The following is a 14,688-nucleotide window of genomic DNA, read 5'->3' as shown; positions in this document are numbered from 1 at the left end:
GTCAGGCTGGAAGCCTGACCTCCATGACCACCTGCATGAACATCTACGAAACCCGTCGCCTGCTCGACGAATACCTTCTGTTCCACTACGGCCAGCCTGCGGAGATTCTGCCTTGGGAGCAGGGGCCGCGGGAGGCGCTGGGGTTTCCGGTGCGCACGGTGATGGAGCTGATCGATCTGCCGCGCACGCCTTGTGAGGCGGTGGCGCTGGACCTCGGATGCGCGGTGGGGAGATCGAGCTTTGAGCTGGCGACATTTGGCGTCAGTGTACTGGGCATTGATTATTCGCAGAGCTTTGTGGATGCAGCGGCGGCGCTGGCGCACGATGGCAGCATGGCCTACGAACGTGTGGATGAGGGCAGCGCCAAGACGGCGCTGGTGGCGCGGGTGCCGGAGAATCTAAGGCGTGACAGAGTGTGTTTTGAGCAGGGGGATGCGATGAATCTGCGCGGCGATCTGGGAGACTATGACATCGTGCATGCGGCGAACCTGCTGTGCCGGCTGACCGATCCCCTGAAATTGATCGAGCGCCTGCCGAGCCTCGTGCGGCCGGGAGGGCAGCTGCTGCTGACCACGCCCTGCACGTGGCTGGAGGAATTCACTCCAAGGGGCAACTGGCCGCAGGGTTCGACGCGGGAATGGCTGGCGTCTTTGCTGGAGCCGCACTTTGATCTTTCAAAGACGGTGGACATGCCTTTTTTGATTCGTGAGCATGCGCGCAAATACCAGTGGAGCGTGGCTTTGGGGATGAGATGGCGGCGGAAAGTGGATGAGGTGTGAGTTTGAGCGATTGATTTCTGCGGGCGTTTGCGTCTAGGCTGGGTGATCATGAAAAAAGCGCTCCTTCTGGCCTCCTTGTTCGCCGCCACTGTGCAGGCGCAGTCTCCAAATTTCAAAGAACAGCAGATTGATGACGCGGTGGGTATTGGCTACGGGCTGGCGGTTGCGGATGTGAACGGAGACGGGCGCACCGACGTCCTGTTGGCGGACAGCAATGTCATCGTCTGGTATGAAAACCCCACATGGAAGAAACACATCATCGCCGAGAAACTGACGGAGAAAGATCATGTGTGCATCGCAGCGCGCGACATCAATGGCGATGGCAAGTGTGAGATTGCCGTGGGGGCGGAATGGAATCCTGGGGACACTGTGGGCAGTGGTGCGGTGTTTTATCTGATCCCGCCGGCGGACCGCACGCAGAAGTGGGAGCCGGTGAAGCTGACGCATGAGCCGACCACCCACCGCATGAAGTGGGTGCGCAACCGCGGCGGACGTTATGATCTCGTCGTGGTTCCGCTTCATGGCCGTGGCAATGACAAGAACGCCGAAGGTGCGGGCGTGCGTGTGCTGGCCTATCACATGCCGGACGATCCCCATAAGGAATGGAACACCACGCTGGTGCAGGGGACGATGCACAAGACGCACAATCTCGACATCATTCCAGCTCCCGCCAGTGAGGCCGAGAGTTTGCTCCTGTGCGGACGCGAGGGCGTGGTGAGGCTGGACCAGACGGACAATGGCTGGAAGGAGCAGTGGATAGCGCAGCATCCGAAAGACTCTGCGGATCTGCAAGGTGCGGGAGAAGTGCGCTGGGGTGCCTTTGCAGGCGGACAGCCCTATGTGACGACGATCGAGCCCATGCATGGTGACAAACTTGTCATCTACACGCCACCGGCAGACGGCCCCAAAAATGGAGCCTGGCAGCGCAACGTGCTGAGCGAGCAACTTGTGGATGGCCACGCTATCGCCACACATGATTTGCTTGGCTTGAACAACCGGCAGATTGTGGTGGGATGGCGCGCGCAACAGAAGGTGGGCAAGGTGGCGGTGAAGCTGTTCTGGACCACAAAAGAAGACGGCAGCGGCTGGAAGGAGGCCTTCATCGATGATGGTGGGATGGCGTGTGAGGATGCCGTTTGTGCCGATCTCGATGGTGATCGCGACTTGGAGATTATTGCGGCTGGTCGTCGCAGTAAGAATGTTAAGATTTACTGGAATCAGCGAAACCAGTAGAAAGCAAAACTTGCTCCGAACTCTAGGTGGAGAGTTGCATGGGTGTGGAATTTGCTCCTAGAATCACGGTTGCTATGAAAGCCAAACGTCTTTTTGCTTCTGCCGTTGGTGTCCTGCTGTTGAGTCAGTGTGCCATGCCGGAACTCCCTCTGTTCTCCTCGCGCAGAGAGGTCTCCCGCCGTCCGCTGATGATCATGCCGCCACTGGCCTCCCAGCCTGTATTGTACGTCTGGAATGGCAGCAGCAATCCCGGTCCGCTGAGCGTGAACATCGACCTGAGCGAGCAGAAGGCCTACCTATTCAAAGGTGGTCAAAATGTCGGCTGGACCTATGTAGCCTCCGGAAGGAGCGGCTATCAATCTCCCACCGGGACATTCCGCATCATGGAGAAAATTGTCGACAAGCGGTCCAATCGCTACGGAAGCATTGTGAATGCCAATGGCGATGTGGTGAACAGCAATGCCACTGCTGGCGTATCGCGAGTTCCTCCAGGGGGACGCTTCGTGGGGGCCAAAATGCCGTATTGGATGAGAATCACGGGTTATGGCGTTGGCATGCATGCAGGCGCGATCCCCAATCCGGGCTCTCCGGCCTCCCACGGGTGCATCCGTCTCCCACGAGACATGGCTGAGACGATCTTCCAACATGCCTCAGTTGGCACGCGCGTGACGATCATGCAGTAGGCAAATGATCGTTGATGATGGTCGAAGGCGGAAAGGAAACACGCGGTCAACTCTTCGTTGCTTCCATCAGAATTTCCTCAAAACGCTGGAGCCAGATCTGGGTGGTTGTCTCACGCAGCAGCCACTGACGTCCGGCACTGCCAATGACGAGACGCGATGTGGGCGGGGTGGCTTCCATGGCGAGGACGTCTTCTACGATGCCCTTCACATCTCCGGGCTCGTGCTGCAAACCCGTGACTCCATTCTGGACGATTTCGGTCAAGCCCCCGGATTTGGCCGCGAGCACGGGCTTGCGGTAGTCATACGCTTCATACACCACCAGCCCCAGCGGCTCCCACCAGGTTGAGGGCACGATCACCGCACGGCAGCGGCGGAGGGCTTCGCGCTTCGTTTCACCGCCGATGTGTCCGAGCTGGCCAATGTAGGGATTGGTGCGCAATCGCTGCTGCACCGTGGCGTTCAGCGGTCCTTCACCGGCAATGTGAAGGAGGGGGGTGTTCTTGCCGAGCCGACGGTGGAGTTCATCCCACGCATCCAGCAAAGGAATGACACCTTTCGTTTCAGCCAGGCGGCCCATGAAAAGGTAATAGCCTGCATCTTCAATGGCGGGCAGCTGGGGCATGGGAGTCCACGCATGGCGGAGGGTGTGCACACGAGCCGCAGGAAGCGCCCCGGTGGAGACGAGCTTTTCCCGCATGAAATCGGAGACGGCCACCCACGCCTTGACACTTTTCAGCCAGCCGCTGCGATGCAGTGCCTTCAACATCAGCGCGAACAGGGTGCTCTTCACGACGGAGTCCTGCCAGGCTCCCGCGCGCACCTCTTTCCAGTAGCTGCCATACAGTGCATCGGGCGTCAGCTTGCCATCGATCTGGAGCGTCCCACTGACGGAGAAAGGACGGAAGTTATGCAAAAACTGCACGACTGGCAGCCCGCGCTTCAGTGCTGAGTGGTACAGGGATGGGGAGCCAACAGGGTGAACATTGTGAAAAACAGCCGCACCTGCGTCGCTGCGATCTAGGGCTGCCTCGAAACGGTTGCGCGCATCACGGTTGTAAAAGAGGCGCCGAACCTGGTCCAGCTTTGAGGGGGCGTTTTCCCTGGTCCACTCAGCGCTGTCATACTGGCACCACGTCATCTCGTGCTGGGTGGAAAGATCCGCGTGGATCTTGTCTGCGATCAATTCTTCGCCACCTCGGAACAGGTAGCGGTTGAAAACATGCAGCAGTGCGCGGGGTGTTTGAAAAGGGGCGGAAACCATCGAAAGATTGGGAGCACAGAGACCAGCGCGGCCTGATTGCCAAGCAGGAGGCGGGCCACGCGGCTGATTCTCGCATGAAATGCAGGCCCGTCTTGCCTAATTTCCATCCTCATTATATTCAGAAGTTCCATGAAGCCTGCCAGCCTAAGCCTCTTCATAGTGACTGCTTGTGTCGCAATCACTGGTTACGCACAGCAGGCGGCGCTGCGTCCTTGGAAAGACGTGCAGGGCAGGGTGATCCAGGCCGACTTCGTAGAAGCTACGGCGGACACCGTGACCCTGCGCCTGGCTGACGGCAAGGAGCACACGCTCCCCATCGCACGACTTAGTGCGGAGGATCAGGCCTTTGTGAAAAGCAAGGTGGCTGCAGTCGCACCGGCGGCTTCGGCCACCCAGGCCATTGTTCAAGGCGTCACTCCTGCGGTGGCAGCCGCCTCAATGGACCGCCTTCCTGCGGAAAAGCGCAGCTGGCCGGAAAACGTCGTTGTGCCCACCAAGTCCATCGAAATTCACATCGTGGAGGAAAATCCCGCAGCGCGTAAATATGTCTATCGTTCCGAGGGGTTTGAGTTCACTTCCCAGGCAAAGCTGGCAGGAAGCGTGATGAAGGAAGTCGCACGTACCTTCGAAGCCACCAAGAGTCTGGTCTCCTCGCTCCCGTGGGGGGTTGTGTGCCGGCCGCCGGAGGGATTTGAACGCTATCAGGCTCAGCTCTTTGAGACGCGGAAGGATTACATCGCCGCCGGTGGGCCGGAGAACTCGGGCGGTGTCTATTTTACCAGCGATAAAATATTCCGCGTTCCCTTTCCAAGCATCGGCCTCAAGCAGGTCGGCAAGACCTATGCAAAGGATGAAGGCTACGATGGCGGCACCTTGATCCACGAGATCACCCATCAGGTGATGGACGCTTTCATGATTTTTCTGCCTCTCTGGGTCACGGAGGGGACTGCCGAATACACTTCAATGCTACCCTACAATGCCGGCAAGTTCCGTGCCGACGCCCATCAGAAAGGCCTGCGAGATTACATTCAGCAAAGAGTGAAGAATGGTTTCACCCTTGAAATTGGCAGTCTGGAAAAGCACATGACCATGAACGAAGACACATGGAGCGGCATCGCGGACAGCTCCGACAAGAAGATGGGGGAGCTCTACTTCCGCTCGGTGCTGACCGTGTATTTTTTCTGCCACCTGGACGGTGACGGAAAGGGGACCCGATTCATCAAGTTCATGGATGCTGTTTACGGGGAGACGGAAGCCCAGCGCACTTTCTTCAAGGACCCCCGCGTTAAACATTATCCTGATGGCCGTTTTACCTATCCCGCCGATTTCCCGCCCCCGGACATGGACAGCGCCACGGCCCCTTTCAAGCACCTGGATCTGCTGCTGGACGGCCGCAGTTATTCACAAATCGCGCAGGAGATGGCGGAGAGGTATAGGAAAATCGGCTTCAAAATCATCGTGAATTGAGGCACCGAGGCGAAAAGGGCTCAAAAACTCCTCTTCAGGAGGGCAATTTCGCGTCTTTTCCACCCCCGCGTTTGACGCACCGCACCGACTGTGCAAGATGCCGCGCTTTCCGGCCCCGCGATGCCGTAGCCCTGGCCTGCCGCCTGTGGTTCCCTCGCTCTGAAAGCGCCCAGATCATACGCTTTCACCCACCAACCTCCGACCTTCGTCATTCCGCACCCGGAATTCGTCACTTTCCCCTCCCCCATGCCCAAAGACACCACCATCCATCGCATCCTCGTCATCGGTTCCGGCCCCATCGTCATCGGCCAAGGCTGTGAATTTGACTACTCTGGCGTCCAGGCCTGCAAAGCCCTGCGCGAGGAGGGATACGAAGTGGTGCTGATCAATTCGAATCCGGCCACGATCATGACGGATCCGGAGTTCGCCTTCCGCACCTACATCGAGCCGATCACTCCTGAGATGGTGGAGAAGATCATCATCAAGGAAAAGCCGGACGTGCTGCTGCCCACGCTGGGCGGCCAGACCGCGCTGAACTGCGCCATGGCGCTGCATCGCGCAGGCACGCTGGAAAAGCACGGCGTGCGCATGATCGGCGCCAAGCCGGACGCCATCGAGAAAGGCGAGGACCGCCTGCTTTTCAAAAACGCCATGCTCAAGATCGGGCTGGACCTGCCGCAGTCCGGCGTGGCCCACACGATTGAAGAGGCGCGCGAGATCGCTGCACAGATCGGCACGATGCCGCTCATCATCCGCCCTGCTTATACGCTGGGTGGCACGGGCGGTGGCATCGCGTATAACAAGGAGGAGTTTGAAACCATCACGGCAAGCGGCCTTGATCTCTCGCCTGTGACGGAAGTGCTCATCGAGGAATCGCTGCTCGGCTGGAAGGAATTTGAAATGGAGGTGATGCGCGACAAGGCGGACAACTGCGTGATCGTCTGCTCCATTGAAAACCTTGACCCGATGGGCGTGCATACCGGGGACAGCATCACCGTCGCGCCGATCCAGACGCTGACGGACCGCGAGTACCAGATCATGCGTGATTTCTCCTTCGCCTGCATCCGCGAGATCGGCGTGGAGACGGGCGGGTCCAATATCCAGTTCGCCATTCATCCGGACACGGGGCGCATGATCGTCATTGAAATGAACCCGCGCGTGAGCCGCAGCTCCGCGCTGGCATCCAAGGCCACCGGTTTCCCGATCGCGAAGATCGCGGCGAAGCTGGCGGTGGGTTACACGCTGGATGAGCTGAAGAACGACATCACCCGCGAGACACCGGCGTCCTTTGAGCCCTCCATCGACTACGTGGTCACCAAGGTTCCGCGCTTCACATTTGAAAAGTTCCCTGGGGCTGACGAGACGCTGACCACGCAGATGAAATCCGTGGGAGAGGCCATGGCGATTGGCCGCACGTTCAAGGAGAGCCTGCAGAAGGCCCTGCGCAGTCTTGAGATCAAGCGCTTCGGTTTGATCGGTGATGGTGCAGACAAGGAAGTGGATGATGAGACGCTGACCTCGAAGCTCACGGTGCCGAATGCGGAGCGCATTTTCTTCCTCGGCCAGGCTTTTGCGAAGGGCTGGAGCGTGGAGAAAGTGTTTGAGCTGACGAAGATCGACCGCTGGTTCCTGAGGCAGATTGAGGAGATTGTGAAAGACTGGCAGAGCTTTGCCGAGAAGAACGAGGCCGTATGCGCGATCAACACGCAGCCTGAGCAAGATGAGGCCTGTGGGGCCATGCTTCGGCACTACAAGCGCCGTGGCTTCTCCGACCTTCAGCTCGATTTGATGATGTCGAAAAGTTCGGCTTCCAAGGGGGCTATGACTCGTGAGGCACGCAAAGCCCTCGGCATCACCCCGACCTACCGCCTCGTGGACACCTGCGCGGCTGAGTTCGAAGCCTACACGCCCTACTATTACAGCACCTACGGCATCGAGGACGAAGTGCGGGACAACGACCGCAAGAAGGTCATGATTCTCGGTGGTGGGCCGAACCGCATCGGGCAGGGCATTGAGTTCGACTACTGCTGCGTGCATGCCTCGTTTGCTCTGCGTGAGCTGGGGTATGAGACCATCATGGTGAACTCGAATCCCGAGACTGTTTCCACCGATTACGACACCAGCGACAAGCTCTACTTTGAGCCGCTCACGCTGGAGGACGTGCTGAACATCTACGAGCGTGAAAACCGCCACGACCAGGTCCTCGGCGTCATCGTGCAGTTCGGTGGGCAGACGCCGCTGAACTTGGCGAAGGGGCTCGAAGAAAACGGCGTGCGCATCATCGGCACCTCGCCGAAGAACATCGAACTGGCGGAAGACCGCAAGCTTTTCGCCGCGCTGCTGGATGAACTCGGCCTTTCGCAGGCTCCCAGCGGCACTGCGACTTCGCTGGAGGAGGCTTTGGCCATCACCGCAAAGATTGGCTACCCCAGCCTAGTGCGCCCGAGCTTCGTGCTCGGCGGCCGGGCCATGCAGATCGTTTATAGCGATGCCGAACTGACGCACTACATGAAGAACGCCGTGGAGGCCACGCCGGACCGTCCGGTGCTGGTGGACCGCTTCCTGGAAGATGCCACGGAAGTCGATGTCGATTGCATCAGCGATGGCGAGACGACCGTCATCGGTGCGATCATGGAGCACATCGAAGAGGCTGGCATCCATTCCGGAGACAGCGCCTGCGTCATCCCACCATTCAGCCTCAGCGCATCCATGCAGGATCGCATTCGCGATGCTGCCAAGAAGCTCGCGAAGGCTCTTGGTGTGCGCGGCTTGATGAACATGCAGCTCGCCGTGAAAGGCGATGATTTGTATGTCATCGAGGTGAACCCGCGTGCCTCGCGCACCGCGCCATTTGTGAGCAAGGCCATTGGTGTGCCGCTGCCAAAGCTGGCTGCCAAGATCATGGCCGGCAAGACCTTGAAGGAACTCGGCTTTACGGAAGAAGTGCATCCGAAGCACCACAGCGTAAAGGAAGCCGTCTTCCCCTTCAGCAAGTTCCAGGGCGTGGACATCATCCTTGGCCCTGAAATGAAGAGCACCGGCGAAGTCATGGGCATCGACGACGACCTCGGCATGGCCTTCGCGAAGAGCCAGATGGCCGCCGGCGGTTCCCTGCCGACCAAGGGCAATGTCTTCATCAGCGTCAAGGAAAGCGACCGCCCGAATGTGGTCCGTATAGCCAAAGGCTACGCCGACCTCGGCTTTACCCTCTACGCCACCAGCGGCACAGGCGGCGTGATCAGCGAGGCGGGAATCGCGGTGAACATCCTTCCTAAACTCGCCAGCGGCCAGCGCCCCAATGTCATTGATCTGATGAAGAACAAGGACATGGCCCTCGTGATCAACACGCCAAGCGGCAAAAATCCACGGGAGGATGAAATCAAGATCCGCACCGCCTCGATGCAAAACCGCATTCCGATCATGACGACCCTGCGGGGCGCAGATGCGGCACTGCGGGCGATCAAGTCATTGCAGGGAACTGAAGTGCAGGTGCGAGCGCTACAAGAGTATCATAAATAGCATGATACTTCATTAGGCTGGCTTTTGAGCGGCATTTTGCCTAGCATTTCAAAATTAATGATTTGCTAGCATTCTGCCGCCTTGCCCAGCTTCCTCTCATTCTCCCTCGTCACACCCTTAGGACGCCGTCTTCACGGCCAGCAGGGGGTGAACGCCTCTATGAGCCCGCGAGATCAAATGCGGTGGCTGTGGAGGCCGTTGCTCCTGATCGCGTGGACAGGGCTTCTGTCCTATCTTCCCATGATGCAGCCTTATGTCTGGGCCTTGGACGATTTTCCATTGTCCCAGATGGCCCGGCCCGGCGTCACGGAGTATCTGGTCAATGCCTTTCAGGAGCGGGGATTCTGGCGGCTCTTACAGCATGGCACGGTGGGCTGGATCCTGAATTGCGGCTCATGGTTCCCGGGGCTTCTCGCCGTCTGCGCGCATATCCTCACCTGCCAGGTCTTCTACTTGGTGCTCTGCCGCCTGTGTGGGAATCGGAACGGGGTTCTATGGCTGGCAGTCATTGCTGCCTGCTCGCCTTTCGGATTCCAGGCCCTTGCTTGGCTGTCCGCGGTGCCTTACGTCCTCAATTCACTGGTCCTGTGGGGCTCGGTCTGGATGTTTCTGCATACAGGTTCCATTTCCAAGTGGGCCTGGCTGGGCTGGGGCATCCTGTTCACGGCATCTCTGTTGTTGCATGATCATCTGCTCTTCGCCCTGTCTTTTGTGGCGGGTGCGGCGTGGATGATGAAAGCCCGGCCAGCTTCTTGGAAGACGTGGCTGAAACCATCCATTGGCTGGGTTCCTCCATTGATGGCATGCCTGTATCTGGCTGCTTATGTGATCTGGAAACCAACGGATCACCGTCTGTATATGGAGCCTCACTTCCACTGGCCGTCTTTGCTGAGCCCGCTGGTCAATCTCCGGCACTGGCTGGACATATGGGCCCCTTTTTCCAGTCTTGAACTGTGGCAAATCGCCGTCAGTGAGTGGCCGTTGGGGTGGGTCGGTCTGGGCTTGGGTCTTGTGGGAGCAGCGGCCGGCGTGTGGCTGGCTCCCGCAACTGCGAATGAAGGCGGGGAAATCACACGATTTCATGCCAGGAGAGTGATGACGGCCATGCTCCTGCTGTTTCTGCTGGCGAGCTTGATTTATGTGCCTGCCGGGGGATTTTCTCTGGATTCACGGAAGCGATACCCGCTGCTTCTGTTTTTGCTGGGTGGCGGCGGGGTGGCCGCTTTTTGCTGGGGCCGGTCATTCCTGCTCCTCGTGAAGCGATGGCAGGGAAAGACCGCCATGATCTTGCTGGTAGCGGCGTTCATACCCGCATGCTGGCTGCATATCGGATTATGGAGGGCGGAGGCCAGGGCGACACGGCTCCTGTCTGATTTTCTGGCGGCGAATCCGGGCTATCGTCAGGTCCATGCCGCCAAAGTGGCTGACCCTGCGAAGATTTCTCCCGCCACGGCGCATCTGCATGGCCAGGATTGGATTTTGAATGTCTATGTTGATCAGCCCTTTGTCATGGACCATCCCGGTCAGATTCTCCCTGAGATAAAAGAGGCTCCCAGCCTTGATGTGCCATCATTGATCTACGACTACAAAAGCCGGGAGTGGAAGGTGTCATCTCCATCCAGTGACACATGATGCGGTTTCGAATTTCGCAACTCGATCTGCCGCAGCGCCGTTTCACATTGGGTCTGCCTTATTGAACAGCCATGAAAGACCACCCTCTGCCAGTCCTTCGCAATCAACTTCTCGATCTGCACAAGCTGCTTATGAATGCAGAGCGTGCTGCATACGAGAAGGAAGGGAATGTGATCGCTTCTCCGATGCAGTTTCTGCAACTGCTGATGGAGCACGAGCGCTTCGCGTGGCTGAGGCAGCTCTCGCAACTGGTGGTGGTGATGGATGAGGCGATGGAGGAGAAGCCTCCAGTCACGAAGGAGCGAATGGATGCGCTGGTGGCTGAGGCCAAACATTTGCTACTGGGTTCGGAGGAGCCGGGAAGTTTCGCGGTGCGCTACTTAAAGGCCCGCGAGCGCGAGGCTGCGGTGGCGGCGGCGCATGCGGAGATCAGCCAAAACTTTGAGTAAACGAGACTAGGCATGAGTCTCCTTCTGGTCTTGGCCCCTGAGGGCGTTGAACCGTCCAGATGCACTGCGACTGGCTTATGATGCTGAAGATCACAGGGGGCATGGCCGTATTGAAATGAACGCCGCGTTCGCAGCCATCCATGAATTTCACACGCCCCCCTCTCTCCCGGATCCTCGCTCTGCCTGTCTTGTTTTTTGTCTCAACGGTCTGCGCCCAAAATGGGGACGTAACGGCGAAGGTGCCGCCCTCGTTGGTGCCGGCGGAGCTTGTTCCGGATACGCGGGCTTTGTCTGCGGCTGAGGAATTGAAAAGCTTTCAGGTGGCACCGGGCTACCGGGTGGAACTGGCAGCCAGTGAGCCGCTGGTGGGGGATCCGATCTTTGCGCAGTTTGGTCCGGATGGGCGGCTCTGGGTGGTGGAGATGCTCGGGTATATGCCGGACATTCAGGGCAATCGTGAGGATGAGTCGGTGGGCCGGATCGTGATTCTCAAGGACACTGATGGCGACGGGCGCTTTGATCAAAGCAAGGTCTTCCTGGATCAACTCATCATGCCCCGCACGGTCCTGCCGATTGGCGAAGGCGCGCTGGTGGGCGCACCGCCGATGCTGTGGTATTGCCCGGACAAGAATGGCGATGACAAGGCGGATGAGAAGATCGTGGTGGCGAAGGATGCAGGCGCACAAACCATCCCTGGCCGCCCCGAACTGGCGAACCCGGAACATGGCGCGAACTCGCCGCTCTGGGCGCTGGACAACTGGATCTATTTTGCGGAATACGCGGCGCGTTTTCGCTGGCGTGGCGCGGGCGCTTTCGAACGCAGCCTCTCGTCCATGCGCGGCCAATATGGGCTCAGTCAGGATGACTTTGGCCGTCTCTTTTACAACTTCAACTCCGGCCACTTGCAGGGAGACATGTGGCCCTCGCATTACCGTCTGCGCAATCCGAACTATGAGAGGTCAGGGGGCCGCATCAGCCCGCCGGTGAACCAGGCCGTGTGGCCCATCCGTGTGACCCCCGGCACGAACCGTGCCTACATTCCTGAGAACATGGCGGGTCACAAACTGAAGAACTTTACCGCCGCGTGCTCACCCTGGATTTACCGGGGCGATCTCTTCCCGACGGATGCTCTTGGCAATGCCTTCGCCTGCGAACCGGCTCTGCATCTCGTGAAGCGGGACATTCTCACCCTCGAAAAAGGCAGGCTCGTGGCGCGTGAAGCCTACAATCAGCGTGAGTTTCTTGCGTCCACGGATGAGCGCTTCCGTCCTGTAAGCATGACCACGGGACCTGATGGAGCGCTTTACGTCGTCGATTTTTACCGGGGCATCATCCAGCACCGCATCTCACTCAGTCCCTATCTGGAAAAGTATATCCAGGAGCACGATCTTGTGAATCCACGCGGCCTGGGACGGATCTGGCGCATCGTTCCTGAAAATGCCAGGACACGCCCTGCACCCAATCTGGCGAAGCTTGGCAATGCAGAGCTCGTCCCCGTCCTCGCTCACACCAATTCCTGGCACCGGGAAACCGCCCAGCGCCTGCTTGTCGAGCGTGCGGATGCAGGGGTTGTCCCCGCACTGGAAGCTCTCACGCGCAGTGATGTCGCGCTCGGCCGACTGCATGCCTTGTGGACGCTCGATGGCATGGGCAAGACCACCTGGCCGGTGATTGAGGCAGCGCTCGCTGACGTCGATGCCCGGGTGCGCAACAGTGCTGTGCGCATCGCTGAAGTTTTCCTGGCCGGGGAAAGGCGTGCCGCTGTGGTGACCAGGCTCATCGCCCTCTCCACCACCGAACCGGATTCGCAGGTGCAGACTCAGATCGCCCTGACGCTTGGCGAGTGCCAGGACCCGGCGGCCGATCTGTCCATGGCTGCGATGGCCACCCGCGTGCCCGATCACCCCTATTTGGCCGAAGCCATCCTCAGCGGGGTCAAAGGCCGCGAGCTGGAACTGCTGGAGCATTGCCTTGCCACAGGAAGCGGCAAGACTCTGATCCCAAGCCTGGCAGGCTGTGTGGCCAGCGAGCGCAATCCAGCCCGTGTCTCACGGTTCCTGGCACTCGCGGAAAAGTCCGGTGCCACGCCTCGCAAGACGCTGCTCGCTGGCTTCACCGCCAATTCGGCGGACTTCACACGCCGGAAAGTGAAGCTCGAAGCCAGACCCGCTTTTCTCGACACTCCCGGCACCGAAAAGGTGGAGGCCATGCTGACTTGGCCGGGCAAGCCTGCGCCCGCCGGGTTCAAGCCGCCGCGCCCGCTGACGGCTGATGAGCAGAGCCGTTTTGAGATGGGCAAGGCGCTGTATTCCGGCATCTGCGCTGGCTGTCATCAGCCAAGTGGTTCAGGCCTCGCTGGCATCGCCCCACCGCTGATTGATTCCGAATGGGTCAATGGCTCGCCCGACCGGCTCAGTCGCATCGTCCTCCATGGCGTGCGCGGCTACATCACGGTCAAAAAGACGCGTTACCAGCTCGACATGCCTCCGCTGGGTGCTCTGGGCGATGAACCTCTGGCGGCCATTCTCACTTATCTCCGACGTGAGTGGGAGCATGGTGCGGAGCCCATCTCCCCGGACTTTCTCAAAGCGGTCCGCGAAAAAGAAGCGCGACGCACCGATTCCTGGACGGAACAGGAACTGCTCAAGATTCCGTGACCGAGCGTCTCTCCGTCCTGCATCTTTCGGCGTTCTCCAAAACAACAGGCCTCGGAGCCGCATCAAGCGACTCCGAGGCCGTGACTTGCTGAAAGGAGCAAGGCTCGCTTACGCCAGCGCTTCTTTGCAGTACTGCACGCACTTCTTCACTTCAGCGATAGCGTCAGAGCCTTCGGGGATCTTGTATTCCAGCTCCACTTCGGCGGGGAAGGTCCACTTCTCCTTTTTCATGAGCTGCAGCACTTCCTTGATCGGGGTCTGGCCCGTGCCCCAAGGGACATTGCCACCGTCGGCGGTGCGGTCCTTGAGGTGCAGGTTCGTGATGCGGTCGTGGTACTTCTCCAGCACAGGGATGGGTGATTTACCTTTTGTGCCGGCGACGTAGTGGCCGATGTCGAGGTTCAAGCCGATGTACTGGCCGAGTTCCAGGATGGAGTCGAACTTGTCCATCTCCGGCAGGTTGTTGGTGTGGTTGTGAAAACCGACCCAGATCTTGTGCTTGTCCGCAAACGGGGCGAGACGCGCGGCGAGGATGGCGTTGCGCTCGGTGGTTACTCCGGTGCATCCCAGCGCCTTGGCCACGAGGAAGCTGAAGTCGATTTCTTCATCCGACTGCCCGAAGCCCATCTTATGGATGTGGATGTTGACGCCTGCATCGTTGTACATTTTGCGCAGCTCACGGCACTTCGCGAGCTGCTGCTCACGCTCGGCGTCGGTGGCTTTGCCTTTAATGCCCGTGAAATCCTGAATGGGGCCGCCCATGAGTTCGGTCTCGCTGAGGCCGTCATCAAGCAGCGCCTTGAGCGTCTCCTCGGCGGTCTTGGCCATGCTGCGGTAGCTGTAGGTAATGCAGCCGATGCGCACACCGCCGAAGACCGAGTTAGGTTTGTCTGCGGCAGAGGCAAGACGGGGGAAGGTGAGTCCTGTAGCGGCGGTGAAGGCGGTGCCGAGGAAGCCGCGGCGAGTGAACGAGGTCGATGTCATGGGTGGAAAAGGTGATTGATTAAT

The 14,688-nt window shown here is 59.1% G+C and carries 10 protein-coding genes; 8 read left to right on the top strand and 2 right to left on the bottom strand.

The genetic code is table 11. The annotated features are described in order from the left end of the window. The first annotated feature begins 35 nt into the window (after nucleotides 1-35). The 3 genes from ACILSR_RS11440 (at nucleotide 36) to ACILSR_RS11430 (ending at nucleotide 2,695) form a co-directional block, all read left to right on the top strand. Entirely contained in the window at nucleotides 36-779 is a 744-nt protein-coding gene (locus ACILSR_RS11440) for a methyltransferase domain-containing protein (RefSeq protein WP_395749902.1), read from the top strand. A gap of 48 nt (nucleotides 780-827) precedes the next feature. Next, complete coding sequence (locus ACILSR_RS11435) at nucleotides 828-2,012, top strand: FG-GAP repeat domain-containing protein (protein WP_395749901.1); 1,185 nt, start codon at nucleotides 828-830, stop codon at nucleotides 2,010-2,012. A gap of 134 nt (nucleotides 2,013-2,146) precedes the next feature. After that, nucleotides 2,147-2,695 carry a L,D-transpeptidase gene (locus tag ACILSR_RS11430; protein ID WP_395749900.1) on the top strand — a complete coding sequence of 183 codons (549 nt, stop codon included), beginning with the start codon at nucleotides 2,147-2,149 and terminating at the stop codon, nucleotides 2,693-2,695. A 46-nt stretch (nucleotides 2,696-2,741) separates the two neighbouring features. On the opposite strand, the gene ACILSR_RS11425 is transcribed toward ACILSR_RS11430, so the two are convergent. Next, nucleotides 2,742-3,956 (bottom strand): glycosyltransferase family 4 protein, encoded by a 1,215-nt coding sequence (locus ACILSR_RS11425; RefSeq protein ID WP_395749899.1) that lies wholly within the window; start codon nucleotides 3,954-3,956, stop codon nucleotides 2,742-2,744. Nucleotides 3,957-4,085: 129 nt separating this feature from the next. Here ACILSR_RS11425 and ACILSR_RS11420 point away from each other — a divergent pair, with 129 nt between their 5' ends. The 5 genes from ACILSR_RS11420 to ACILSR_RS11400 all read left to right on the top strand — a co-directional run bounded on the left by ACILSR_RS11420 (nucleotide 4,086) and on the right by ACILSR_RS11400 (nucleotide 13,680). Further along, nucleotides 4,086-5,423 (top strand): hypothetical protein, encoded by a 1,338-nt coding sequence (locus tag ACILSR_RS11420; RefSeq protein ID WP_395749898.1) that lies wholly within the window; start codon nucleotides 4,086-4,088, stop codon nucleotides 5,421-5,423. A gap of 246 nt (nucleotides 5,424-5,669) precedes the next feature. Beyond that, a complete protein-coding gene (gene carB / locus ACILSR_RS11415; RefSeq protein WP_395749897.1) occupies nucleotides 5,670-8,942 on the top strand; it encodes a carbamoyl-phosphate synthase large subunit in 3,273 nt (1,090 codons plus the stop codon). Nucleotides 8,943-9,182: 240 nt separating this feature from the next. Then, nucleotides 9,183-10,574, top strand: a complete 1,392-nt coding sequence (locus ACILSR_RS11410) for a hypothetical protein (protein ID WP_395749896.1) — start codon at nucleotides 9,183-9,185, stop codon at nucleotides 10,572-10,574. Between the two features lie 71 nt (nucleotides 10,575-10,645). Continuing rightward, nucleotides 10,646-11,023 carry a hypothetical protein gene (locus tag ACILSR_RS11405; protein WP_395749895.1) on the top strand — a complete coding sequence of 126 codons (378 nt, stop codon included), beginning with the start codon at nucleotides 10,646-10,648 and terminating at the stop codon, nucleotides 11,021-11,023. A 140-nt stretch (nucleotides 11,024-11,163) separates the two neighbouring features. After that, complete coding sequence (locus ACILSR_RS11400) at nucleotides 11,164-13,680, top strand: c-type cytochrome (protein ID WP_395749894.1); 2,517 nt, start codon at nucleotides 11,164-11,166, stop codon at nucleotides 13,678-13,680. Between the two features lie 108 nt (nucleotides 13,681-13,788). Here ACILSR_RS11400 and ACILSR_RS11395 read toward each other — a convergent pair whose 3' ends face one another. Then, entirely contained in the window at nucleotides 13,789-14,664 is an 876-nt protein-coding gene (locus tag ACILSR_RS11395; RefSeq protein WP_395749893.1) for a sugar phosphate isomerase/epimerase family protein, read from the bottom strand. Nucleotides 14,665-14,688 lie beyond the last annotated feature (24 nt).

Source organism: Prosthecobacter sp., assembly GCF_044222565.1.
Taxonomy (GTDB): Bacteria; Verrucomicrobiota; Verrucomicrobiia; order Verrucomicrobiales; family Verrucomicrobiaceae; genus Prosthecobacter.
The sequence above is the reverse complement of the archived record's forward strand: the minus strand, read 5'-3'. Positions and strand labels throughout refer to the sequence as shown.